General features: G+C 60.2%; 25 protein-coding genes and 2 tRNA genes. 9 read left to right on the forward strand and 18 right to left on the reverse strand.

Annotated elements, in window-relative coordinates; all coding sequences use genetic code 11:
* Positions 1-138: 138 nt before the first annotated feature.
* On the forward strand, positions 139-750 hold the full coding sequence (locus MTR66_RS00130; RefSeq protein WP_243916836.1) for a hypothetical protein: 612 nt from the start codon (positions 139-141) through the stop codon (positions 748-750).
* A 476-nt stretch (positions 751-1,226) separates the two neighbouring features.
* Here the strand turns inward: MTR66_RS00130 and MTR66_RS00135 are convergent, their stop codons facing one another.
* The 4 genes from MTR66_RS00135 to MTR66_RS00150 all read right to left on the reverse strand — a co-directional run bounded on the left by MTR66_RS00135 (position 1,227) and on the right by MTR66_RS00150 (position 5,744).
* Positions 1,227-2,204 carry a dCTP deaminase domain-containing protein gene (locus MTR66_RS00135; protein ID WP_243916837.1) on the reverse strand — a complete coding sequence of 326 codons (978 nt, stop codon included), beginning with the start codon at positions 2,202-2,204 and terminating at the stop codon, positions 1,227-1,229.
* Positions 2,191-3,240 (reverse strand): adenylosuccinate synthetase, encoded by a 1,050-nt coding sequence (locus MTR66_RS00140; RefSeq protein ID WP_243916838.1) that lies wholly within the window; start codon positions 3,238-3,240, stop codon positions 2,191-2,193. Before MTR66_RS00140 ends, MTR66_RS00135 begins: the two co-directional genes overlap by 14 nt.
* Before the next feature lie 7 nt (positions 3,241-3,247).
* Positions 3,248-5,164, reverse strand: coding sequence for a ribonuclease H-like domain-containing protein (locus MTR66_RS00145; protein ID WP_243916840.1), 1,917 nt, complete (start codon positions 5,162-5,164; stop codon positions 3,248-3,250).
* A gap of 241 nt (positions 5,165-5,405) precedes the next feature.
* The gene (locus tag MTR66_RS00150; protein ID WP_243916842.1) at positions 5,406-5,744 is read right to left on the reverse strand and encodes a helix-turn-helix domain-containing protein; all 339 of its coding nucleotides are present in this window, start codon (positions 5,742-5,744) and stop codon (positions 5,406-5,408) included.
* Between the two features lie 179 nt (positions 5,745-5,923).
* On the opposite strand from MTR66_RS00150, the gene MTR66_RS00155 reads away from it, so the two are divergent.
* Positions 5,924-6,190 carry a hypothetical protein gene (locus tag MTR66_RS00155; protein WP_243916844.1) on the forward strand — a complete coding sequence of 89 codons (267 nt, stop codon included), beginning with the start codon at positions 5,924-5,926 and terminating at the stop codon, positions 6,188-6,190.
* A gap of 26 nt (positions 6,191-6,216) precedes the next feature.
* On the opposite strand, the gene MTR66_RS00160 is transcribed toward MTR66_RS00155, so the two are convergent.
* From MTR66_RS00160 to MTR66_RS00185, 6 genes are all read right to left on the reverse strand, one after another.
* Positions 6,217-6,666 (reverse strand): hypothetical protein, encoded by a 450-nt coding sequence (locus tag MTR66_RS00160; protein WP_243916846.1) that lies wholly within the window; start codon positions 6,664-6,666, stop codon positions 6,217-6,219.
* Between the two features lie 27 nt (positions 6,667-6,693).
* Entirely contained in the window at positions 6,694-8,826 is a 2,133-nt protein-coding gene (locus MTR66_RS00165) for an AAA family ATPase (protein WP_243916848.1), read from the reverse strand.
* A 375-nt stretch (positions 8,827-9,201) separates the two neighbouring features.
* Positions 9,202-9,402, reverse strand: coding sequence for a helix-turn-helix transcriptional regulator (locus MTR66_RS00170; protein WP_243916850.1), 201 nt, complete (start codon positions 9,400-9,402; stop codon positions 9,202-9,204).
* A gap of 96 nt (positions 9,403-9,498) precedes the next feature.
* On the reverse strand, positions 9,499-9,942 hold the full coding sequence (locus MTR66_RS00175; RefSeq protein ID WP_243916852.1) for a hypothetical protein: 444 nt from the start codon (positions 9,940-9,942) through the stop codon (positions 9,499-9,501).
* Complete coding sequence (locus MTR66_RS00180; protein WP_243916855.1) at positions 9,939-11,168, reverse strand: tyrosine-type recombinase/integrase; 1,230 nt, start codon at positions 11,166-11,168, stop codon at positions 9,939-9,941. Before MTR66_RS00180 ends, MTR66_RS00175 begins: the two co-directional genes overlap by 4 nt.
* A 196-nt stretch (positions 11,169-11,364) precedes the next feature.
* Positions 11,365-11,450, reverse strand: a tRNA-Tyr gene (locus tag MTR66_RS00185).
* A 169-nt stretch (positions 11,451-11,619) separates the two neighbouring features.
* On the opposite strand from MTR66_RS00185, the gene MTR66_RS00190 reads away from it, so the two are divergent.
* Both MTR66_RS00190 and MTR66_RS00195 read left to right on the forward strand, forming a co-directional pair.
* Complete coding sequence (locus MTR66_RS00190) at positions 11,620-12,456, forward strand: TrmH family RNA methyltransferase (protein ID WP_243916857.1); 837 nt, start codon at positions 11,620-11,622, stop codon at positions 12,454-12,456.
* Positions 12,457-12,485: 29 nt separating this feature from the next.
* Positions 12,486-13,322 carry a hypothetical protein gene (locus MTR66_RS00195; protein WP_243916859.1) on the forward strand — a complete coding sequence of 279 codons (837 nt, stop codon included), beginning with the start codon at positions 12,486-12,488 and terminating at the stop codon, positions 13,320-13,322.
* A 110-nt stretch (positions 13,323-13,432) separates the two neighbouring features.
* Here the strand turns inward: MTR66_RS00195 and MTR66_RS00200 are convergent, their stop codons facing one another.
* The 8 genes from MTR66_RS00200 to MTR66_RS00235 form a co-directional block, all read right to left on the reverse strand.
* Positions 13,433-13,705, reverse strand: coding sequence for an HU family DNA-binding protein (locus tag MTR66_RS00200; RefSeq protein ID WP_243916862.1), 273 nt, complete (start codon positions 13,703-13,705; stop codon positions 13,433-13,435).
* Positions 13,706-14,113: 408 nt separating this feature from the next.
* Entirely contained in the window at positions 14,114-14,485 is a 372-nt protein-coding gene (gene rplS / locus MTR66_RS00205) for a 50S ribosomal protein L19 (RefSeq protein WP_243916864.1), read from the reverse strand.
* On the reverse strand, positions 14,482-15,228 hold the full coding sequence (gene trmD / locus MTR66_RS00210) for a tRNA (guanosine(37)-N1)-methyltransferase TrmD (protein ID WP_243916866.1): 747 nt from the start codon (positions 15,226-15,228) through the stop codon (positions 14,482-14,484). The genes rplS and trmD overlap by 4 nt, the downstream gene beginning before the upstream one ends.
* Entirely contained in the window at positions 15,225-15,713 is a 489-nt protein-coding gene (gene rimM, locus MTR66_RS00215) for a ribosome maturation factor RimM (protein WP_243917217.1), read from the reverse strand. The genes trmD and rimM overlap by 4 nt, the downstream gene beginning before the upstream one ends.
* Positions 15,714-15,740: 27 nt before the next feature.
* Entirely contained in the window at positions 15,741-16,184 is a 444-nt protein-coding gene (gene rpsP, locus MTR66_RS00220) for a 30S ribosomal protein S16 (RefSeq protein ID WP_243916868.1), read from the reverse strand.
* 29 nt (positions 16,185-16,213) lie between these two features.
* The gene (gene ffh, locus MTR66_RS00225; protein ID WP_243916869.1) at positions 16,214-17,674 is read right to left on the reverse strand and encodes a signal recognition particle protein; all 1,461 of its coding nucleotides are present in this window, start codon (positions 17,672-17,674) and stop codon (positions 16,214-16,216) included.
* A gap of 220 nt (positions 17,675-17,894) precedes the next feature.
* Positions 17,895-17,970: transfer RNA gene (locus MTR66_RS00230), tRNA-Ala, on the reverse strand.
* Between the two features lie 175 nt (positions 17,971-18,145).
* On the reverse strand, positions 18,146-18,466 hold the full coding sequence (locus MTR66_RS00235) for a TIGR02300 family protein (protein WP_243916872.1): 321 nt from the start codon (positions 18,464-18,466) through the stop codon (positions 18,146-18,148).
* A gap of 351 nt (positions 18,467-18,817) precedes the next feature.
* On the opposite strand from MTR66_RS00235, the gene aroA reads away from it, so the two are divergent.
* The 5 genes from aroA to rpsA all read left to right on the forward strand — a co-directional run bounded on the left by aroA (position 18,818) and on the right by rpsA (position 24,311).
* On the forward strand, positions 18,818-20,134 hold the full coding sequence (aroA, locus tag MTR66_RS00240; protein WP_243917218.1) for a 3-phosphoshikimate 1-carboxyvinyltransferase: 1,317 nt from the start codon (positions 18,818-18,820) through the stop codon (positions 20,132-20,134).
* Positions 20,131-20,574, forward strand: coding sequence for a nucleoside deaminase (locus tag MTR66_RS00245; RefSeq protein ID WP_243916874.1), 444 nt, complete (start codon positions 20,131-20,133; stop codon positions 20,572-20,574). Before aroA ends, MTR66_RS00245 begins: the two co-directional genes overlap by 4 nt.
* 53 nt (positions 20,575-20,627) lie before the next feature.
* On the forward strand, positions 20,628-21,257 hold the full coding sequence (locus tag MTR66_RS00250) for a (d)CMP kinase (RefSeq protein ID WP_243916876.1): 630 nt from the start codon (positions 20,628-20,630) through the stop codon (positions 21,255-21,257).
* A 147-nt stretch (positions 21,258-21,404) separates the two neighbouring features.
* Positions 21,405-22,397 carry a bifunctional helix-turn-helix transcriptional regulator/GNAT family N-acetyltransferase gene (locus MTR66_RS00255; RefSeq protein WP_243916878.1) on the forward strand — a complete coding sequence of 331 codons (993 nt, stop codon included), beginning with the start codon at positions 21,405-21,407 and terminating at the stop codon, positions 22,395-22,397.
* A 207-nt stretch (positions 22,398-22,604) separates the two neighbouring features.
* Positions 22,605-24,311 (forward strand): 30S ribosomal protein S1, encoded by a 1,707-nt coding sequence (gene rpsA / locus MTR66_RS00260; protein WP_243916880.1) that lies wholly within the window; start codon positions 22,605-22,607, stop codon positions 24,309-24,311.
* The last annotated feature ends 34 nt before the right edge of the window (positions 24,312-24,345 follow it).

The raw sequence follows: 24,345 nt of genomic DNA on the forward strand, positions 1-24,345 counted from the left end.
ACCGAACATTTTCAACAGTTAATTGAATTAATATAATTTTTCTAAAAGCCGCAATGAATACCCCCACATTCCCTCCCACAGTTTTTCGGGGTATCGCCGTCATTCCCCAGATGATTTGGGAGAATCGGGAGCGAACAGATGGGTAGCATCCTTTCCGGACGACGTGATGGCAAACCACTAGTCGAGGACTGCCTTACACTTGATCTTGCCTGGCTCATGCGACTTGGCCCGATCCGAGAGGGACAGGCTGGTGCCGGGGAAATCAAGTGGTCGCGCGGCAGGAATTCCCTCGCATCGGCTCATTTTCGGCTAGATTTGGGCGGAATGGAAAGCCCTCATTTGCTTCTGCGATATTCCGTTCCCTTGCCTGACGGGAAACTCAAGAAAGTCGTGCAAAAGATCGCACTGACATCGACCGAGCAGCATTTTGGCGGGCGGCGCTGGTGGATGAAATGCCCGACGAGCGGGAAGCGTGCCCGCACTTTGCATCTACCAACGGGCGGAAACCGTTTCGCCAGTCGGGAAGCATGGGGATTGGCCTATCGTGTTGAGCGACTGAGCCATTTTGACCGCCCATTTGAAAAGCTATTTCGGGCGCAGCGAAAACTTGGCGGCGCCGGGGGATTGGGCGCGGAGGTAGAGCGGCCAAAAGGCATGTGGCGCCGGACCTATGCTTGCCATCATGCCCGCATTGAACGCCATGACCTCGCCTGCGTGGATCAAATCGCAGCGTTGATTGAACAAGCCTAAAAGGGGACCCAGTCAGCGCCGCCCCACCCCCCGGGGGATACCTTCGATAGCGATCACGGCAGATCGATCTATGTAGAGACACAGGATAGATGTCAAAATTTCCTTTTGGAGGTCAGGCCATGCAACATGTCAGAAAAGTCAGAGCAGTTCCCCTGCGACCCCCACGGACGAATGCACATCCACTCCCAATATTAATGCCGAAAATCCAACATGAAATGGATGATAATTTCCATGGATCAGCGCTACAATTTCTACCTATCCACCAAGACGGTAAACAGAAATACAAATCATTATTGTTCCAATAAAGAATAGAAACATTTCGCGCATTCTAAGTGCGCTGTTGTGCCGCTCGAGATCTTCCTTGGTCACGATTAGAGGAAGAGAGTCACGTTGAGGCGATTCCCAAGCCATTGCCAGAACGCGTACCCCCGCAATCAACACTGCCAAGTTTGCGACAAGCGCGCTCACCCAAGACATCACCCCCCCTTTTCACCGTCTTTAGGTTTATTTTCTTTCGTCTTCAGCGCTTCCTTCAATTCTTTAATCTCGGCTTTCAAATCGGAAATTTCCTTACGCGTGCCATCAATCTGCTGGCTAGCCGTATAAACAAGGCTCAGCGTGGGATAAAGAAGACCTCCCACAGAAAGGACCAGCGCTGCGATACCGAGTAGCCCGAAGTTTCGGATGCGCCTGTCAAACGATTCTACCTTCTTCTCTGCCTTTTGCGCCGACCGTTTCACGTCCGTAATCGAACTACGGATAGGCACGCCGCCGCCCGCTGCAAAGAGATATTGGCGAAAATCCTTACCTTTGGTGTGTTTGGGCAAGTCTGGGGTGCCAAACGGTTTATGGTAGAGTGGATTATCGGTAGTCGGATATGTCTTTGTAAATTCGACCCAAATGAGTCCTTCATCCAGGGCAATGAAGTGATCATTGTTCGTAAGGTTGTGCAGAGGAATCAGAATTGGACGGTTATAGCCTGGATCGATGAGCGGCCCAGTTCCGAGGAGGATACCCCGGTGTACGTGTTTAATGCGCAGGTTGAACCTGACCGCGATATAGTTGGGAAGTCGGAAGGTCTCTTCGGTGGACACGAACGTAATGGAATTTGCCGGGAGCCGGATATAGGGCTTCTCCCCCCTGTGAACGAGCTTCTGTTCTGCCAAGTCCCCATTGTCGTCGAACATGAAAAATGAACCGCCCGGCCGCATTTCGTAAGAGGCAGGCTTAACGAGATCCTTGTTCGGCTCATTTCCTTCGTGGTTCCAACCACGGAAAGGATGAATCATTGCCGTAGTGCGAATGTATTTGAGAAATGCGGACGACCCCAACAGCGCGGACGGTATCTCAGGAAAGGGGTCGCTTGCTGCGTACTTTAAATGGCGCAAGTTGGCGTCTGCATCGCCTTTTTCACCCTCAGACCGTAGCCATTCCTCTGGCTCAAGCGTGGACATCGGCGCTGCTGATATCAATAAAAGCCTGCTCACCTGTACCTATCGCGTCGATGCGTCGACCGATCTGACGTTGCACGTCAGCGATAAACGCGCAAGCCTTGTCTGTTAGAGTTTTACCGTTGGCTACTTTATAATCGACATGGTCCAGATGGTTCATAACGATCCTCTGCGGCTGATTGATCATAATGGCGCGGAGAACGACTTCTGCATCGAATTTTCCGACCCGCCGCAATCGATGGGTCACGCTGGTCAATTCGCCCCCCCACCAAGGCCCGCCCGAACTTTGAGCGATTTCATCCCAACTTGTCTCACCGTGCAGGGGGCCTGAATCTCCTGCTACTCGAATGGGGTGAGAGCGCAGCACTAACACTACGTCATCCACATCACTCGGCGCCAATCCCGCCTCAGACAAAAATCCTGCAGCCGTGGTATCGCGGCTTGTTGCTTTAGGCCAAACATCACCATGAAGCGCCGATAAGCCAAATCCTTGAGTTCCTTCGACGACAATTCGCTCACCTCGACTTAAAGCGCCCCGCATAAGCGCCACTGTGTCGCTCAAAAATGGCCTCAGTTGATCGCATTCAGCAGCCGGTATTCCACGCGGAATGCCAGGTGCGTATCTCGCCGCCCTCGCGAGAACGGCCGCTCCAGTACCTGAACCGGTTGAACCAATCGTCTCGGTCAGCGTTGATTGTCGTTCCCATTCGCGATGTGCGTTTGTGATGACATGGGCACGAGGGTCTATGTGAATGTGCGCTGGCGAGATACCTATTTCGACAATCTCACGCAGTAGTAGGTCGGGATCAACGTATGAGCCTGCGGGGATGACGGCGCCAATCCGACCATCGATTACCGCTGCTGGAAGCTGACGCAATACATGACGCCTACCAGTGCTGCTGAATCCCGTGTGACCGGAATTGCTGCCGCCTGGTCGCACGGCTAGCGTCGACTTCGTGTCCCGCCGCACTGTGTCGAGCGCGACCTTTCCCTTCCCCTCGGAGCCATATTGGCCTCCGACTACCACACTTACTGGCATTTGAAGCTCATGGTTCTAACTGCATGAATTTGCGTATCCGCTGACGAAGAGATACCAAGGAACCATCGTTCATCAGGACATCGTCTGCAACTCCTTCTAAAGCACTGACCCCACTTTCGACAGGATGTTCCGCCGCCCACTGAAGTTCTGTCATCCGCCCGACGCTTCGAGCGCGATTAAGCCGCGCGTCCAACGGCGCTTTCACGTGCACATGCTTGAACCCACCCCCAAACCTTTCCCTAAGATAGTCGATATCCTCCGGCCAGCGGAGGCCATCAACGACGATCCGCGACGGCACCTCGCCAGGAATACGCTCAATTGCCTTTCTACAAAGCCAACGCTGACCTGGACTGCGATGAAGTTCGAGACCAATGCGCTGACGTGCTTCACGAGAGGGCATTTCCCCGCGTTCCCGGATCACATCATCAATGACCTCGCTGATCCGCGTGTAAGCGAAACCCTCATCTTCAAGGATTCGTGCAGTCGATGTCTTCCCCGACATGATCTCTCCACTCAATCCAACGACCTGAGTAGATTCGCCATTGAGCCGAGGGACGATCATCGGCTCTTCTTCTGGACCAGACAAACCCTCCGTCATGCCGGCCAAATGGAAAGCTCCGACTATCGAGCAAGTAATCGCGTCAAGTTCATCGTGGGTTACGTGCTCGGTCTCGAACGCCCCATGGATTCCGAATTCCGACATGCCCAGTTTGAGCCATTCCACACCGGCTCCTTTACGAGGAATCCCCATAATATCTTGAGCAGCGCCCGGATAGCATTCAATAACCCGAATACCGCGCTCGCGGAGTCGTGTCGCGATCTCGATTCCTCGAGCAGTCAATCGCTGCATACTGGGCAGCAGGCAGGGATAGACATTAATCCCCCTGCGCTTGAGAATTCGTTCGCTGATCCGCATTATGCCAAAATGCCGTTGGGGATCATCGTCGAAGACGGTCGTTCTGCCTGTCGGCAAGCAGAGCGGTGAGTCGATCGACACAAGGTCGGGCTGGGCAGACACAATCTTATCTACGATCTCGTCGTCCGTTGCGACTGCCTCGGTTTCCGCTTGGTTACCCCGCATAAAACACATGCCAGTGAGCCGCTTTTCGGAACCAGTTAGGTCCAAACCAACTATAGTGGCATTAGCAACAAACGTGCCACTGAACAGAGATTCGAACGTGGCAGCGGGTCGAAGGTGCACTGGAATATGTCGACGACGGCGTGGAAGTCGGTATTCGTGTCCATCGGCCAAATATTTAAAGGAATACAATGACTTTTTGTACGCAAGTAAGTCCTGCGGCACTAATTCACTGACCACGTGATCTAGGATATGGGTCATAGCTCGGACGTCGGCGCAATTGTAAGAGACGAGTTGCTCCAAAGCATGATCGTCTCCACGAAGATACCTGTGCCAAAGGAGGACGGCCATTGCGCCATCGACACCTTCCATTCCTTCGCGGCACTTTATCTGAAGCTGCTCCTCGATACGCTTCTGACCACCCACCAAACCGGCCCGGCGACAAGCGTATCGTAGATCGACATGGTGACTTGGCCAGTTCAGGTTTCCGAAGGCATCCTCGATGAATGGAAGGTCAAATAGCGTACCGTTGAACGTGACTAGGCTACGCGCACTCTCAAGGGCTGAACGAAATGACGTGATATCGTCACCTGCAAGCCAGACATCATAACGACCGCCCATCTCGTAGCCTATGGCGGTGATGTAGTCGTAGTGCCTACTCAGACCAGTCGTCTCGATGTCGAGGAACATAACCTGATCAGGATGCGCGAGAAGTGGAGCCAAATCGCGGCTTGATTTCGGACGACTGGAAAGCTTCACATCGGTCGGTATAGGCATGGCATTGGAGTTCAAATGACGCTGTCCCACGCGCTTCCCTTGAGCCGCAGGCGCTTCGCGATCGTCCAAAATTCGAGTCAGTTTCGAGCCAGATAATTTCACCGCACTACCCTAGCCTACGATTACGCCTGAGGGAACTGCAGCACTGTGGACGCACGACCATAGGAGCCCCCAACCGGTCCGCCGACAATGTTCGCAACAATTTGTAATTTATCCGAACATTTTCAGATAGCCCTATTTCTTTTCTTCCCTTCATCCACGCGAAAGGCCGAAATTTCTCTCCGCCTCCCATTTAGAAAAGTTCGGCTCGTCATAGAGCTTTGGATTGCAACGCCGCGTCGATAATGCCTTTCAGCCACCGCAATTCGCTGTCACTGAGGCTGGCAAGACGGCTTGTGATTTCAGTGAGCGGCAATCGCTGCAATTGTCCGGCTGGCAAGTGTGGGGTGAAAAGTTCGGCAGGGTCGACTTCGAGGGCATCCGCAAGTTGGACGATGACGCCGAAACGCGCACCACTGTTGCCGCTCTCGATTTTGGATACCATGTCCGTGCTGATACCTGCACGTTCGGCCAATGCTTCTTGGGTGATACCCAAACGCACACGATGCGCCTTTACCAGCCTGCCAAATCTCGTGCGCAAATCCACCATGGTGCCTCCGCGCAGATGGGTAGCGAGGAGAGGAATTGAGCATGAGGGACGTAAATTAGATTTTTTGACATTCCGGTAAGTAAAAGGCAACTATCCGCAATTAGCTTGCGATCCATGGGCGTTAGATGGGTAGCTGGCACTAAGAGGCTCGTTCGTTTTGCAACGGGTAGGAGATTGTCATGATTGTTGAGATTGCGCTCGGCATCTTGCTTGCGTTGCTTTTGCTGGCTGTAGGAATTGCTGCCCTAGTGCTGATTATAAAGGCCCTGCCGGAAATCCTTGCATATGTCGGGTGCTTAGGTTCGCTATTGCTATTGACTCATTTTCTTGGAGGTTGGGGCCTCGCGTTGTGGTTTGCTCTAATTATCGGCTTCATATGCTTCGCTGACCGAGAAGCAATTTTCAACCAAACATCGGCTGAGAGACTGGCATTGCGCGATGACTGAATGATCCCAATTTTGGACGTTCCACGTCACGACACCTGATTGGCGCAGCCACTTCCCATAGCCTCACCGACAACAACAAAGTCGCACATTTTGCCATTCGCGTCCGGACGCTGCTCGATCCTCAGTTGCCCCTTGGCAAGCATTTCTTTCAGCAAGGCTTTTGCAATCGGCTTGCCGGTTTGAACGTCGATGTGCTCGCTAATCGCGGCGGCAACAGCGTTCCCTGCCCAGTCTTTCGCTGCGGGATGCGCCCGCCAGTCGCCAACGGCAATGGCTTTCTGCACCCTGATCCGGACACTATCGTCGAAGGCGGGCGAGGACACCAGGGCGGATTCGATGAAGCCTTTTGCAAGCCGCGTCATCAATCGCGGATCAATTTGGTCCGCAGTCAACATACGTGGCGGCTTTTTGGGTCCGTCCAGGTATTTTTTGAATTTCGCCATTTTCATTCCCATCTCGAAATTCTCGGCCAGCATACTCGTCCACGAGGCATGGGGCGTTTTCTACCACGCCGGATCATCAGAAGCAGGCACGGGGGCATCACGCGAAACCCTGCAAGGTGGTGCTAGTGGTGGGTAGTGGTCCATCTGGAGGGGTGCCACTTCGCCCAGTTTCACCACTTCCCCCACATAGGCACCACTACCACCACTTTGGCAGGTTTCTTCGCGAGGAATGCGGCACAGCCATTTCCCACCAGCATTTTGCTTTTCGAGAAATTCCCCGCTGTGCCTGTCCCACCAGCTTTCCGAAATTCCAATTTCGCCGATAGCGTGGGAGCGGACATCTGCCACGGCATGCCACTCGCCCCCTTGCTCGGCGAAATAAGCGCGGAGCCAACTGCCGAAAGCTGAGAGAAACTTGCTGGCCGGGCCGCGCGCACGGCCAATCGCAGTTTGTGGCGTAAGTGCGCTATCCAGTTCCTCCCAATCCGGCCGTGTTGCGTAAATCGGTTTGCCACTGCGCGGGTCGGTGCCGACCTCGACTTTCACCGTTCTGAATTTCCATGATCCGCCTGGATGCTCGGGCAGATTGACCTTGACCTGCACTAACGCCTTGGCGTGCGGGTCTGCCCCTATGCCCTCTGCTGCCGGACGTTCGATTACCGCGCAAAGGCTTCGGCATGTTTGCGCAAAGGCTGCGGAGCCCAAGACACGATGCAACATTGCCCGTGTCGTGTCCTTCGCAAAGTGCGTGACGCAGACAATGGCGATGTTGAAATCCTGCGCCAGCCGCAGCCACGGTTCCAAAATGCTCCGCAATTGCCCGGCATCATTGAGATCGACCTTCCGCAATTTCTGCCCCGGCAAGTAACTAGTGACCGGATCAATCACCAACATGGAAAAAGGCTGGCCTTCGTCGCGAGAAAATTCCAGCCAGCGAGCGACCGCTTGAAGGTCGTCCTGCATCGAGAATGCGGAACGCTGCCCGTCAATCTGGACGCCTTGGATTTCGATAATTCGAGAAAGTTCGGCACCGCAGGCGGAGAGCCGAGGCACGGTCATTTCCTCAATGCTGTCTTCGCTGCCCAGCCAGAGAACACGTCCCGGTTCGCGCGATGCGTCGAGAGCTTCGCCGGGCCAAGACGCACCGGACGTCACGCGCGCCGTGATGTCGGCAAGGACAGTCGATTTGCCCGCGCCGGTCTCACCGGCGAACAACGTGATATAGCCCTTGGGGATCCAGCCTGGCCACAGCCAGTCGATTGCCCGCATGGGTACATTGTCCAGCGAACGGAATGCCAGTGATCGATGGCCTGTTGCACCAGTGTCGTTGGTCTCAGCACGAGTGCTTTGCGCTGGGCCGCTAGCAGGATTTTGCCAACCTTGACGTTGTGCCTCAGCAAAGACAGCCCGGTAGCCCGTCTCTGTTGGCGCGAAACTGTCCCACTTCTCGGCATCCTGCGGCTGCCATTTCTTGGAACTCTGCGACCAGCTAAGCCACAATTCCCGCCCGGCCTCGCCAAGCTCTTTCAGCGCGTGGCCCATGGCAATCCAAAGATCCCGGCTATCAGCACGAAGAAAATTCAGTGCCGAGCGCAAATCCGCGATGACCTGTGGCGAAATCGTCTTTTCGATTTGAGGTTCAGCGGATTTGGAGCGGTTGCGTCCGGCCCTTTTCCTGTGCAGGGGAACAAGAACTTTCTCGATATGATCCGCGAGGCAGACGACTTGCCCGTCGCGAATTACGTTTCCCGTGAAAGTGAAAAAGCGCCCAGCGGAATATGCCTCTATGCCGGTTCCATTCGAGCCAAGCGAACGGAATTGGCGACCGTAGCCGATGGCATGAATGCCTCTTCCGCTGGGGCTTTTCTCCACATAGCCGGGCAGCGTGTCCGCCAAATCGGAAAGGCGGTTCTCGGTGATATTGTCCAGGTCAATGCCTTGCCAAAAATGGCCGGTAGCATCCCGCCCCAAGGCAAAGCCCACCCCCCAGCCATGGCCCCGTGCAACGGCAGCCCTCCAAGCCTCGTCATGGGTTGCGAGCCGGACGGTGTCCTCCGGGGTATCAGTGGCGCCGCGCGGTGTACCGTCCGTGTAAAACGGCACCTTGTCCGGCTTTGACTTTCCGGGCTTCCGGACCTCTTGCCAGATCAGCCAGCGGCGGGCGGCTTTCATGTGGTCGAACGTATTGCTCATAGTTCGACCACCACAACGTCGAGCCCAAGCCCGCTCAGGAAATGATTGCGCGCGTTCCGGTAGTCCGGCAGCAGCTTGAGTGCAGTATCGCGGGGCGGTATGCGCGGGCGCCATTCGCTATCAAGCCTCTGCCTGTTCCATCGAAATTCGACCGCGTAGCCGAATGGCAGCTGATATAGGTGCTGGACCATACCTCAGTCCTCCCCACCAGTATCGGACTCAATTCCAGCTAGTCGCCTGACGCTGGCGATCACTACCAGCCGTCGGCCCGCAATGCGGACGGATTGGAGTTGGCCAGTCGCCAGAAGTTCGGCCCCAAGTGTTTTCCCAATTCCGAGCATCTTCCACGCTTCGGCCTGTGAACAAAGAATGGGTTCAAACATGGCTTTCACCCTCCCAATTCCTTCGGCCTTCTAGCCATTCATTGAGAACTGATAGGCGCAGCCCTACACGCCGAGCCGAGATGTGCTCGAACGGTGGAAAGCGCCCCGCGCGCTGTTCGCGATAGATTGTTGGTTCAGAGAGATTAGAAACCCTCACGATTTCGGGCTTCGGTATCATCGGGTCGATGTTCATTGCCGCCTCCTGTTTGGGAATGACGGCTTCTGACAATAGGCAGCAAACGGCGCATGTCAGCAAGAGTCTAAGACATTTAACACTGGAGTTAGTTGTTCACTTTCCAGCGCTCACTGTTCCCACCAAACCACTTAACCACCGACGGGTATAGGCCACCGCATCCCTGACGGTAGCTTCAGAAACATGAAAGCGCTTCGCGAGATTGGACCTGATCCTTTTTGCCTCCCCTCGCTTTGCAGCTTTAAGTTCCTTCTCGTAGGCCAGTCCGATCTCGATATTGCGTGAATGTAGGCCTTCACTTGGTCTTCCATCCCTTTGATGGACTGCGGAGATGCTGCACGGCGCTCCAGACCGCCCTTCAATTGCATCGGCGATCGCGCCAGAAACCTCAGGGGGAAGCGAAAAGCCATTCCTTAGATGTTCGGCGAGGGGACAAAGATCTGCATTACGCAATCCTACTTCGACTCTCATCAGCGAAAAATCTTCTGCCGAAACCAGCATTTCGTCAGAGGAGAGCGAAAAGTCGCCTTCATCGTTCATTTGCCACCCCTCGCGTTCCTGATTGGCACGACCTTGGCACCGCCAGCCACCCCGCTTGCGCAATACTGTCCCCACGCCTTCATGAGTTTCACCCGCGCACCCGGCTGGTGCGACGTACCCAAGTAGGTGGTTCGACGATAGGCCGCCTGCACCGCGTCCGGCGTCTTGTGCGCAAGGGCGGCTTCCACCACGGCATCGGCAAAGCCCTCATTTGCGGCCCAATCGGTAAAAGCCGAACGGAAGCCGTGGACATGGTAGGGCTCGCTGGCGTCACGCAGCACCTTCAACAGCGTCATATCTGACATGGGCTTGCCGCCCGTGCCGGGAAAAACAATTTCGGTGCCCGCCAGCTTCAATGCCGCCGCCTTCGCCAGAACCGCCAGAGCAGCGTCAGAGAGCGGAACGATGTGCGCCTTACCCCTTTTCATATGATCGGCTGGAATCGTCCACAGACGGCCCTCCAGGTCAAATTCAGCCCATGTCGCCAGCCGCACCTCCTGCGAGCGCACGCCGCACAGGATAAGCAATTCGAGCGCGAGCCGCCCATATGATGGTTTTCGCTGCAAGGCAGTGATGAACGCAGGCACCGCGACGTAGGGCATAGCCTTCCGGTTTTCCCGCTCCTTCACTTGCCGGGGCAGGCCCCGACCCGCCTTGAGGCTTCCGCTGCCCGATGGTGCTTCTGTCGAGCGCCAGCCCTTTGCATGGGCATAATCAAGCACAGCGCATATTCGGTTGCGCACTTGGCGGGCGGTTTCTGGAATGTCCTGCCAGATCGGCGTCAGCACACCGATAATATCAGCCGCCGTAATCCCGCCTGTCGGACGATCACCGAGCTTGGGGAAAGCGTAATTCTCCAGACTGGCGAGCCACTGACGAGGATAGACCTCGCTTTTCCAACCTGATTCGTTTTCGGCGTGGTAGGTCTTCGCAGCTTCGCGGAACGTCACCTTGGCAGCGGCTTCATCCTTCCTCTCCACCAGAACGTCACGACGTTCAACCTTTACCGCCTTGCGAAGCTCTCTCGCTCGCTCTCTGGCTTCCGCCAGTGTCAGCAGCCGGGCGGAACCAATCCCGATGTCCTGCCGCTTTCCGTCGCGCTGGAGTCGCAAAGTCCAAGATGCGCCGCCGCGTTTGTCGACTTTCAGAAACAACCCGTCGCCGTCCTGATAGGTACCGGGAATTGCCAAAGCGGCCTTAACCGCCACTGCCGTCAGCTTTCCCATGTCATTCCCCCACACTTTCCTCCCCCACATTGGAGGATCAAAATGTGGGGGAAAGCCAATCCTCCCCCACACTTCCCCCACATTCCAGCCCGGTTGCAGGCAAAATGCGGCGGGCGCAGGCGGTCCTGCACGGAGAGAATACCCCAGGATTTCCGGGATTTCTACGGGCTTTCACGTGCCATAACGGGAAAGCTGGTGGTGGACAGGGCTGGATTCGAACCAACGTACGCTTGCGCGGGCAGATTTACAGTCTGCTGCCTTTAACCACTCGGCCACCTGTCCACACCAGTTGCTGGCTAGCCGGCCATCCCGAACGGGAGATACCGGCGTTGTTTGGAGCTTCAAAAGAAGCCCCCGTTGCCGAGGAGCCGCGCCTTTGCCGAACCGAGCCTTGCCTGTCAATGGGGTCGCTGCCAAAGCGGGCACACATTTTTCACAGAAAGGACAATCGATGAACAAGCGCAGCGATGACCGGGAGGGCGGACGGGACAGCAAACGCCCAGGCCGGGCCCTGCGCGGCCGTGCGGGGCGGATGAAAAACGGGCGCGGCAGCGGCCGTGCCAGTTCGGGCATGGTACGCCTTTGGGGGCGCCATGCCGTGGAATCCGCTCTCAAGAATCCCGCCCGCAGCCACCGCAAGCTTTGGGCGACGCGCGAAGGTGTCGATTCGCTTGATGGCGAGCTGCCCAGCGATTTTCCCGTCGAATGGGCGCAAGGCGCCGATCTGGCTCGCCTTGTCGCGCGCGATGCGCCGCATCAGGGACTGGTTCTCGAATGCGCACCGCTGGATGACCTGTTCCTGGCCGATGTGCTGGATGGCAATCCGGACCGCCCCGTCATCGTGCTCGATCAGGTCACCGATCCGCATAATGTCGGCGCGATCATGCGCTCGGCCGCGGCCTTCGATGCCTGCGCGATCGTCACGCAGGACCGCCACGCTCCGCCCGAATCGGGCACGCTGGCGAAATCGGCCTCGGGCGCGCTGGAAATCGTGCCCTGGGTGCGCGTAGTCAATCTGGCCCGCGCGCTGGAAGAGATCGCCGAGGCCGGATACTGGCGCATCGGCCTCGACGGTGAAGCGGACGCCACGCTGGCACAGGCCCTGCCCGCCGGTCCGGTTGCCCTTGTTCTGGGCGCCGAGGGCGAAGGCATGCGCCACAACATTATCCAGCATTGCGATGCCATCGCCCGCCTGCCGATCAGCGCGGCGATGGAAAGCCTCAATGTCAGCAATGCCGCTGCGATCGCGCTCTATGCCGCAGCGACGCGCGAACCGGCGGCGGAATGACGCCGCAAATTTTTCAAAAGGAGACGTACATGCAGGGGAACTCACGCCGGGGCGGCGCCCGGCGCCTCACCGCCGGACTGGCCGCCGCAGCGCTGTCGCTGCTGCTGGCCGCGTGCATCTTCACCCCGGGCAAGTTCACTTCGCAACTGGACTTGCGCAAGGACCGCACTTTCGCGTTCCACTACACCGGCGAGATACTGATGCTGCCAATGATGGACTCCAGCTCAAGCAAGACCTTTTCCGCAGAAGCTTGCCATGACGAGGAGACCCTGAAGGAGCGGGACTGCACGCCAGATGAAATCGCGGGTCAAAAGGCGGAATGGGAACAGAAGCGCAGCAGCAAGCAGAAGCGCGATGCTCAGATCGCGCAGATGTTCCTGGGCGGCATCGATCCCAGCAACCCCGATTCCGGCCGGGAGCTGGCCGCCAAGCTGCGCCGCCAGGCGGGCTGGAAGAGGGTCGAATATCTGGGCAACGGCAAGTTCGATGTCGATTTCGCCCTGTCCGGCAAGCTCGATCACGACTTCATCTTCCCCACCATGGAAGGTTTTTCGATGAGCAATTCGTTCGTGCGGATCTCGCTGCGGCAGGACGGCACGGTGCGCGTCGATGCGCCGGGGTTCGGCCCTGTCGGAAGCAGCACCGCCATGACGGGCATGATGTCCGGCATGGCCAAGAACGGCGGCTCCAAAAACGGCCCTGCGGCCGAGGCTGATGGAACTTTCACGATCCATACGAACGCCGAGGTTCTCGCCAACAATACCGACGAAGGCCCGGAGCCCGGCACCCGTGGGCAATCACTGGTCTGGCCCGTCAATCCACGCACGAAGGCGGCGCCCATGGCCCTTCTAAAAATGGAGAGCTGAGGCGCGCCGGCCTCATCCAATCATACAGGCATGAAAAACGCCGCGCCAACCGAGGTTGGCGCGGCGTAATTCTTTATGGCTCGTGAGGCGTTACGAGCCGCCGGACAGTCTTAGTTGACAGCGTCCTTCAGGCCCTTGCCAGCCTTGAACTTCGGCTGAGCCGAAGCCTTGATTTCCATCGGCTCGCCGGTGCGCGGGTTGCGGCCGGTCGAAGCCTTGCGCTTGGCGACCGAGAAGGTGCCGAAGCCAACGAGGCGCACTTCGTCGCCCGACTTCAGCGCACCAGTGATAGCATCGAACACGCCTTCAACGGCCTTGGTGGCGTCGCTGCGGGTCAGGCCGCTCGAGTCGGCAACAGCGCTGATGAGATCGTTCTTGTTCATTATGGAACCCCTACCTTTCAGTGGAACCGGTTGTGTATGGAAAACTTTGAATCGCCTCTGAGATAGCGACGGAATTGAGCGGGTTTTGCAGGCTCTGGCAAGGCCTAAACCACCGGAAAATCCGCAGTTAATCGGGTTTTTCCGCCATGTTCACACCATTTTGCCCTTGTGCGGCGCAACACGTCATACAACCCGGCTAACGAAGTGATGCAAATTCCAGAATAGGCTGCAGTTTCGCTGCATTGCAACATCAAAGCGGTCTCATTCCCTTCGAAATCAGGACAGCGATTCGGATGAAAAATCTTTCATCCTGCACCCGCGCCTATGGCCCGGGCATAAAAAAGGCGGCCCGTAGCCGAACCGCCTCTTCTGCCGCCGGGCCTTGCAGCCCGGCGAAAGAGCCAAAGCTTACGCCTTGGCTTCGTTGACCTCGCGGCGCTCGGCGATGCGAGCACGCTTACCGGTACGGCCACGCAGATAGTACAGCTTGGCACGGCGCACGACGCCGCGGCGGACCACGGTGATCGAATCGAGGTTGGGCGAGTAGAGCGGGAACACACGCTCCACGCCTTCACCGAAGCTCATCTTGCGAACAGTGAAGTTCGAATTGAAGCCACGGTTCGAACGCGCGATGCAAACGCCTTCGAAGTTCTGCACGCGGCTGCGCGTACCTTCCACAACCTTCACGCCAACGCGAACAGTGTCGCCCGGACGGAACGTCGGGATATCCTTGGCGGCCTTGGCGATTTCCTCGGCCTCGATCTGCTGAATCAGGTTCATGAACCCAAATCCTCATTTTCATGCCGCGCGCCAGAGGCAGACTGGTCCCGAGCGTCCCTGTGACGCTCCCAAAGGTCCGGTCTGCGTAACCGTGTATCATCCTCCGCCTTTTGTTTCCGCCAGGTGGCGATTTTCGCATGATCCCCCGATCGCAGCACTTCAGGGATCGTGCGCCCTTCCCACTCGGTGGGCCGGGTATAGTGCGGATACTCAAGAAGACCGTCCTCGAACGATTCCTCGGTTCCGCTGGAAGGCGCGCCCATTACGCCGGGAAGCAGGCGAATGCAAGCGTCTAACAGCATCAAAGCGGCCGGTTCCCCGCCGGACAGCACGATATCGCCGACCGAAACCTCTTCCACGCCCCGGCCTTCGAAGATGCGTTCGTCGAAACCTTCGAAGCGGCCGCACAGGACCGTGACACCGGGGCCCGCCGCGAGTTCGCGCACCCGGGTCTGCGTGATAGGCTTGCCACGCGGCGTCATGGCGATCACCGGCGCATCCGGACTGAGACTGCGCGCATGGTCGATGGCGGCCGCCAGAATGTCTACTTTGAGCACCATCCCGGCACCGCCGCCCGCGGGCGTATCGTCCACCGTGCGGTGCTTGTCGGTCGCGAAGTCGCGAATTTGGACGGGGTTGATCGTCCACTTACCTTCGGACAGCGCCCGGCCCGCCAGCGAGACGCCAAGCGGGCCAGGGAACATTTCCGGGTAAAGGGTGAGGACGGTGGCGGCGAAAGTCATTCTTCAACGAAAGCCGAATTGAGGACGATCCGCTCTCCGTTCCATTCAGGCACGGCCGTCTGCGTCATGGGTACCATGAAGCGCGATATACGCCCCTTCTCGTCCGGTTTTTCCCGTTCGATCTCCAGCACGTCGCCAGCACCGAAGTTCTCAACGGCAATACAAGTACCGAGCGTTTCGCCTGTATCCGAAACCACGGGCAAACCGATCAGATCGGCGTGATAATACTCGCCCTCGCCCAGATCGGGCATGGCCGAGCGCGGCACGGTTAGCGCCGTGCCGCGCAGCTTTTCCGCCGCGTTACGGTTCGTCACTTCCTCGAAGCGGGCGATCGCGCCGCCCTTACCGTCGTCACGCAGCTTTTTTAGCGTCAGTGCGGAATCGTTGAAGGCGCGGTAGCGCTTGAGCGCAGCCACGCCTTCTCCGAACAGCTTGAGGCGAACTTCGCCCGTCACACCATGGGCGCCGGTAATGGCTGCCAGCATGACGGGGCGGTCGTTACCAGCCAAGGCTTAGGCCTCAGTAGATTCCTCAGCAGCAGCTTCGGGAGCTGCTTCTTCTGCAGCCGGAGCTTCCTCGGCCGGAGCCTCGGCAGCAGCCTTGGCGGCCTCTTCAGCTTCACGCAGCTTCTCGGCCTTTTCCTCGGCGCGTTCCTTGGCCTTTTCGCCCGGCTCACCCTTCTGCGGGTTATTGGTCGCGGCGCGTTCCTTGATACCGGCCTTGTCGAGCATGCGGGCAACACGGTCGGTCGGCTGGGCGCCAACGCCGAGCCAGTAGTTCACGCGGTCCTCGTTCAGCTTGACGCGGTTCTCGTCGTCCTTGGCGAGCAGCGGGTTGTAGGTGCCGATCTGCTCCAGGTACTTGCCGTCACGCGGAGCGCGCGAGTTGGCAACGACGATCTTGTAGTAAGGGCGCTTCTTCGCGCCACCGCGCGACAGACGGATCGAAACGGACATTGTTCTACCTTTCCTTCAAATTCGAATGCTTATTTCTTCAAAAACTTGCTGAGATCGGGCGCGCCGCCACCGCCGCCGAGACCAGGCAGTCCGCCCGCTCCGGGGCCGAGGCCCTGCCCGCCAAGACCCGGCATGGCGCCATCGAGACCGCCCTTGCCGAACATGGCGGCAAGCCCCTTGAGGCCGCCCATCTTCTTGATCTGCTTCATGGCCTTGGACATCTCCATGTGCATTTTCAGCAGCTTGTTGACGTCCTGAACCTGCGTGCCCGAGCCCTTGGCCACGCGAATCTTGCGCTTGGCGTTGAGCAGCGCGGGATTGGTGCGCTCCTTGGGCGTCATCGAGCCGATGATCGCATCCATGCGCACCAGCACCTTGTCGTCCATGTTGGATGCGGCCATCGCCGCCTTGGCCTTCTTCATGCCGGGCATCATGCCCGCCAGCATGCCAAGCCCGCCCATGCTCTGCATCTGCTTGAGCTGCATGCGCAGGTCGTTCATGTCGAACTTGCCCTGCTCCATGCGCTTGGCGAGCGCTTCGGCATCCTCGACCTTGACGGCTTCGGCCGCCTTTTCGACGAGGCTGACGACGTCGCCCATACCCAGGATGCGGTTGGCGACGCGGCTGGGATGGAACACCTCGATGGCGTCCATCTTCTCGCCGGTGCCTGCGAACTTGATCGGCTTGCCGGTGACGGCGCGCATCGAAAGCGCTGCACCGCCGCGCGCATCGCCGTCCATACGGGTGAGCACGACGCCGGTAAGCTCTACTTCACCGGCAAAGCTCTGCGCGACATTGACCGCGTCCTGACCGGTCAGCGAGTCGACAACGAGCAGCGTTTCCTGCGGACGGGAGATTTCGGCAACCGCCTTCATCTCGTCCATGAGCTGCTGGTCGACGTGGAGACGGCCCGCGGTATCGAGCAGCAGCACGTCGATCGCCTGCAGCTTCGCGGCCTGCATGGCGCGGGTGGCGATTTCGGTGGGCTGCTGGCCGGGAATGATCGGCAGCGTGGCAACACCCACCTGCTCGCCCAGCACCTTGAGCTGTTCCTGCGCGGCCGGGCGGTTGACGTCGAGCGAGGCCATCATCGCCTTCTTGCCCTGCTTCTCCTTGAGAAGCTTGGCGATCTTGGCGGTGCTGGTGGTCTTGCCCGAGCCCTGGAGGCCGACCATCATGATTACCACCGGCGGCGCGGCATTGAGATCGAGTTCCGGCGTCGTATCGCCGCCGAGCATCTCGACAATCGCGTCGTTGACGATCTTGACGACCTGCTGGCCCGGCGTGACCGAGCGCAGGACCGACTGGCCTATCGCCTTTTCCGTAACCTGATCGACGAAACGGCGCACGACCGGGAGCGCGACATCGGCCTCAAGCAGGGCGATGCGCACTTCGCGCATGGCATCGCGGACGTCCTGCTCCTTGAGCGCGCCGCGGCCCCGCAGCTTGTCGAACACGCCGCCGAGACGATCGGACAGAGAGTCAAACATTGTGCCGTACTCCATCACGCGGACCGGCCAGACCCGCAGAACGCCGAAAACGCCGGTGAGCGAAACCTCGCGGACCGGCGTGAGCGCAACATCATGCGAAAAACGCCGGCGGACGAAACCTCGTCAGCCAGCGTATCGCTATTGCGCGAAACTCATATGTCGAAATGGCGGAGCCCCAAAGCCTTCCGAAGAAGTTCCGAGGCGGAACCATTTCTTGAAATGGTGGAGCCGAGGGGGATCGAACCCCTGACCTCTACAATGCCATTGTAGCGCTCTCCCAGCTGAGCTACGGCCCCGTGCCATTTCAATTTCCGGAGACAGCCCTGGGAGGTCTGCTTCCGTATCCCCTCTCGAAAGCGTTGTGCTTCCGCTTGGGAGGCCGCCCTCTAGTGGGGGCTTTCCCGCTTGGCAAGAGGGAATTTGGAGGCACCCGGATTTTTTACCGGGCACCGGCCAAACTTGACGGCGAACTTACTCGTCGCGGTCGCCATCGTCGCTGGCGCCGCCGATTCCAAGATCGTCGTCTCCGCCCAGATCGACATCGTTGTCGGGCGAATCGCTGTCTTCATCGATCGCCAGATCGTCCTCGGCCAGATCGGAATCTTCCTGCTCTTCCGTTTCCTTCTTCTGGACTTCCTCGAAGGGAATCGGCTGCTTGGACTTGAGCACCGGCTCGGGCGTCCATTCGTAGCCGCATTCGATGCAGGTGACCGGGTCGTCCTTGCCCAGATCGTAGAAGCGGGTGCCGCATTTCGGGCAGCCGTGCTTGGCGCCCCATTCAGGCTTTGCCATGAAATGTCCTCAATCTTGCCCGCCCCATGATTGAAGGCCGGGTGTAAAATCCGTGTCTTGATGGTGGGTCCGGCGCGCAAAATCAAGCGTGCCCGCCGCATCAGGGCGCGCGCCTTGCCATAGGCTGCCCGCGCTGTCAAAAGCCGCGGCCCGGGATGCCCTCCATTCCGCCCATTCGGGCCTGCGAAACGCGATTATTCTGCGCTTCGGTGCTCACGTACTGGAAGTACGCTGCGCTCCGGTGCTCGAAAATCACGATTCCCGGCTCCGCCTGGACGAAATGGAGAGCATCCCTCATCGTTCTGCCTCTTGCGAAAGCCCGATCCTGTGAGTCACGCCGCCGATACCGATATGCGCCCCCGCCGCTTCCTGCCCGCAGGGCCGCTCAAGGGCACGATCCGCGTTCCGGGCGACAAGTCCATCAGCCACCGCTCGATCATGCTCGGCGCGCTGGCAGTGGGCGAAACGCGCGTGACCGGCCTGCTCGAAGGCGAGGACGTGCTCGCCACCGCCGCCGCCATGCGCGCGATGGGCGCCACGGTGGAGCGCACCGGCGAAGGCGCATGGTCGGTGCACGGCGTCGGCGTGGGCGCCCTGCTCCAGCCCGAAGCGCCGCTCGACATGGGCAATTCGGGCACCTCCACGCGCCTTTTGATGGGCCTTGTCTCCAGCCATCCGATCACCACCAGCTTCACGGGCGATGCCAGCCTCTCCAAGCGCCCGATGGGCCGCGTGATCGAGCCCCTTAGCCAGATGGGCGCCGGTTTCGAGGCGAGCGAGGGCGGCCGCCTGCCGCTGATCGTGCGCGGCGCCAGCCCCGCCGTGCCGATCTCCTACCGCCTGCCGGTCGCCTCCGCGCAGGTGAAGAGCGCGGTGCTGCTGGCCGGGCTCAACACGCCGGGAATCACCACCGTCATCGAGCCGGTGCCCACCCGCGATCACTCCGAGCGCATGTTGCGCGGTTTCGGCGCGGATCTGACCGTCGAAACCGATGCGGACGGTGCGCGCGTGATCACGCTGCGCGGCGAGGCGGAACTCAAGCCGCAAGTGATCGACGTACCCGGCGATCCCTCCTCCGCCGCCTTTTTCCTCGTCGCCGCACTGATCACGCCGGGCAGCGAAGTGCTGATCGAGAATGTCGGCCTCAATCCCACCCGCGCAGGGCTGGTGACAGTGCTGCGCCAGATGGGCGGCGATATCGCGGAAGTGAACCCGCGCGAAGTCGGCGGCGAGCCGGTGGCCGATCTGCTGGTGAAGCACTCCGCGCTCAAGGGCATAGAGGTCGATCCGGCCATCGCACCCAGCATGATCGACGAGTTCCCCGCCCTCTTCGTCGCCGCCTCGCTGGCCGAGGGCGTGACCGTGACCAGCGGTCTCGACGAATTGCGCGTGAAGGAATCGGACCGCCTCGCCGTGATGGCCGCCGCACTCGCCGCCGCCGGCGCGCGTATCGAGGAGCGCGAGGACGGCCTTGTCATTACCGGCACGGGCGGCGCGCCCCTGCCCGGCACCGCAGGCCCGATCGCCACGCATCTCGATCACCGCATCGCCATGTCCATGGCGGTCGCGGGGCTTGCAAGCCGCGACGGCGTGGAAGTGGACGACACCCGCCCGATCGCGACCAGTTTCCCGGTGTTCGAGGCCATGCTGGACGGGCTTACCGCATGAACGGGATCGATCGGGCCGCCATCGATGCATGCTATGAGCAGGCACTGAAAAGCTGCAACGAAGGCGGCCTGCCGATCGGCTCGGCCCTGACACGCGGAGACGCGATCATTGCGGTGGGCCACAACCGGCGCGTGCAGCAGGGCAATCCCATCCTCCACGGCGAAATGGACTGCCTGCAGAACGCCGGACGCCAGACCAGCTACCGCGACTGCACGCTCTACACCTCTCTATCCCCCTGCATGATGTGCTCAGGCACGATCGTGCAGTTCAAGATTCCCCGCGTGGTGATTGGCGAGAACAGCAATTTCGGCGGCAACGAACAGTTCCTGCGCGATCACGGTGTGGACGTGGAAGTCGCCGACGATCCGCGCTGCATAGAGCTGATGGCCCGCTTCATCGCCGAAAACGGAGCCCTATGGGCAGAGGACATCGCGGACTAAGCGCTGCCTCGTCCCCCTTGCCAACCCCGGTCCGCCGCGCCATGGGCGCGCAGATGATTATCGCAGTAGACGGCCCCACCGCTTCCGGCAAAGGCACGATCGCCAAGGCGCTCGCAGACCATTTCGGCCTGCCCCATCTGGACACCGGCCTGCTCTACCGCGCAGTCGGGCGGCAAGTCGAGCTGACGGGCGGCGATCCGGACCGCGAGGCCGATGCGCTGGCCGCCTGCGCCTTTCCCGACAGCCTGCTGGCCGATCCGGAACTGCGCTCCGAAGCGACCGGCGGCCTGGCAAGCCGCGTGTCGGTCCACCCCGCCGTGCGCCGGGCGCTTTACGAGCGGCAACGCGGCTTTGCCCTGCAACCGGGCGGCGCCGTTCTCGACGGGCGCGACATCGGCACGGTGATCGCACCGGAAGCGGAGGTCAAACTCTTCGTCACCGCCTCCGTCGAAGCGCGGGCGCAGCGCCGTTTTCTGGAAATGGAAAGCCAGGGACGCCAGGTCGCACTGGCGGACATCGCCGCAGACCTCGCCGCGCGTGACGAACGCGACCGCAACCGCAAGGACGCCCCCTTGCGCGCCGCCGGGGACGCCGCCCTGCTCGACACATCGGATCTAAACCGCGATGCCGCCATCGCCGCCGCCATTGCACTGGCGGACGAAGGAACCTCGCGCCCGGCCTGAACCTCCTCCGTTCGTCCCGAGCGAAGTCGAGGGGCAAACGGCGGTTTGTGCATCAAGCAAGCTGCGCGATCTCCACCGGCACACCTTGACCGGAAAAATCCACGCCAATACATACAGCGTTATATATCGCGATATGGAGATTCGATCGTGACTGACGCCGTTGCGAAAATGGGCCCGCTGTTTCTGGCGACCCGCCTCAAGCGCCTGGGAGAACGGATGCAGGCCGGGGCCGCCGCGATCATCGCCGAATCCGGCCTGCCCCTGCTGCCGGCCCACATGCCGGTCCTCGCCATGCTCGACCGGAAGGCAATGACGGTGGGCCAGCTCGCCGAAGCGGTCGGCACCAGCCAGCCCGGCGTGACGCGTATCGTCGGCCAGCTCGCGAAGCTGGGCTTCGTGACGACAGCCCCCTGCACCGATCAGCGCCAGCGGCTCGTTTCGCTGACCGGCACCGGCGAAGCGGCCATGATCCGCACCAAGCTGCAGGTCTGGCCCCGCGTGGGCCGTGCAGCGGAATTGCTGTGTGAGGAACTGGGCGGCGATCTCATGGCCCGTATCGCGGAAATCGAGGCCGCGCTCGCCAGACAGTCCCTGGAAAGCCGCGCCCGCGCCGTGGTGCCCGATGTCCTGTCCCTCCGCGAATTCTCGGACGATCTGGCCCGCCACTTCCACGACATCAACGCCGAGTGGATCACCGCCATGTTCCAACTCGAACAGACCGACCGCGACGTGCTGGAAAACCCGCGCGCGGCGATTGTCGATCCGGGGGGCGTAATCCTGTTCGTCGAGGCGGAAGGGCTTGGCATCGTCGGCACCTGTGCCTTGCAGAAGACGGCCGGCGGCGGTTTCGAGCTGACCAAGATGGGCGTGCGCGAAAGCGCGCGCGGGCTCAAGGCGGGCGAGTTCCTGCTGAGCGCGGCGATCCAGCGGGCGCAGGCGATGCAGGCCGACCCGCTCTACCTGCTGACCAACAAGCGCTGCGAGGCCGCGATTCACCTCTACGAGAAGCTGGGCTTTCGCCACGATGCCGAAATCATGGCGCGCTACGGCGCCCGCTATGCCCGCTGCGATGTCGCCATGCGGTTCGTGGAACCCGATGCTCCCGCAGCATCCTCCGCAACGTTTCCGGCGGCGGGATAGCCCCATTTTCCTTGCATTTCGCGGCCTGCGCGCGTAGGCCGCGCCGGTCTCGACGGCCCTTGCGGGCCTGATGGACGCTGCGGTGCGTATCCGGCGCCCGTGGCAGTTCGGCCCTTTTGGCCCGCCGATGCAATGGTGCGGATGGCGGAGGAAAGACCGGCGGAACCAACCGCCTGGCCGGAAAAATCGTTTTGAAGGAAACTCTTAATGGCATCTGCTGCCAATCCGACTCGCGATGATTTCGCGAAAATGCTTGACGAACAGCTCGGCGGTGTCGCCGATGACGGCTTCGAAGGCCGCGTCGTCAAGGGCACCATCACCGCAATCGAAAACGACAAGGCCGTCATCGACGTAGGCCTCAAGAGCGAAGGCCGCGTGCCGCTGCGCGAATTCGCGCGCGGTGAAGACGACCATGGCCTGAAGGTCGGCGACGAAGTCGAAGTCTATGTCGACCGCGTCGAGAACGCCGACGGCGAAGCCATGCTGTCGCGCGACCGCGCCCGCCGCGAAGCCGCGTGGGACAAGCTCGAAAACGAATTCGGCGAAGGCAAGCGCGTCGAAGGCGTGATCTTCGGCCGCGTCAAGGGCGGCTTCACGGTCGACCTCGACGGCGCCGTGGCCTTCCTGCCCGGCTCGCAGGTCGATATCCGCCCGGTTCGCGACGTCGCGCCGCTGATGGACGTGCCGCAGCCCTTCCAGATCCTCAAGATGGACCGTCGCCGCGGCAACATCGTCGTCTCGCGCCGCGCCGTCCTCGAAGAGACCCGCGCCGAGCAGCGCAGCGAGCTGATCGAGAAGCTGAGCGAAGGCCAGGTCATCGAAGGCGTCGTCAAGAACATCACCGACTACGGTGCGTTCGTCGACCTCGGCGGCATCGACGGCCTGCTCCATGTCACCGACATGAGCTACAAGCGCGTCAACCACCCGAGCGAAGTGATCAACATCGGCGACACCGTCACCGTGCAGATCATCCGCATCAACCAGGACACGCAGCGCATCAGCCTCGGCATGAAGCAGCTTGAGAGCGATCCCTGGGAAGGCGCGGCGGTCAAGTACCCGGTCGGCGCCAAGCTGTCGGGCACTGTCACCAACATCACCGAATACGGCGCCTTCGTGGAGCTGGAGCCGGGCATCGAGGGCCTCGTCCACGTGTCCGAAATGTCTTGGACCAAGAAGAACGTCCACCCGGGCAAGATCGTTTCGACCTCGCAGGAAGTCGAAGTCATGGTGCTGGAAGTCGATTCCGACAAGCGCCGCATCTCGCTCGGCCTCAAGCAGGCTCAGCAGAACCCCTGGGAAGCCTTCGCAGAGAAGCACCCCGTTGGTTCGCAGGTCGAAGGCGAAGTCAAGAACGCGACCGAATTCGGTCTGTTCATCGGCCTCGACGGCGACGTGGACGGCATGGTCCACATGTCGGACATCGCCTGGGGCATCTCGGGCGAGGACGCCCTGGCCCTGCACCGCAAGGGCGAGGAAGTCTCGGCCGTGGTTCTCGATGTCGACGTCGAGAAGGAACGCATCAGCCTCGGCATGAAGCAGCTTGAGCGTGGCGCTCCGGCGGCTGGCGGCGTGGCGGCTGCGAGCGGTTCGCTCCGCCGCGGCGAAGTCGTCACCGTCACGGTCCTCGAAGTCCGCGACGGCGGCCTGGAAGTCCAGGCTGGCGAAGACGGCGCGACCGGCTTCATCAAGCGTTCGGACCTCGGCCGCGACCGCGACGAGCAGCGCCCCGACCGCTTCCAGGTCGGCCAGAAGCTCGACGCCATGGTCACTGGCTTCGATCGTTCGAAGAAGCCGAACTTCTCGGTCAAGGCCCGTCAGCTGGCCGAAGAGAAAGAAGCCGTGGAACAGTACGGTTCGTCCGACTCGGGTGCGTCGCTCGGCGACATCCTCGGCGAGGCCCTCAAGAACCGTTGATCTTGAGGCGTCCTTTCTAGGACACTGAAATCAC

This window comes from Novosphingobium beihaiense (genome assembly GCF_022832375.1).
Taxonomy (GTDB): domain Bacteria; phylum Pseudomonadota; class Alphaproteobacteria; order Sphingomonadales; family Sphingomonadaceae; genus Novosphingobium; species Novosphingobium beihaiensis.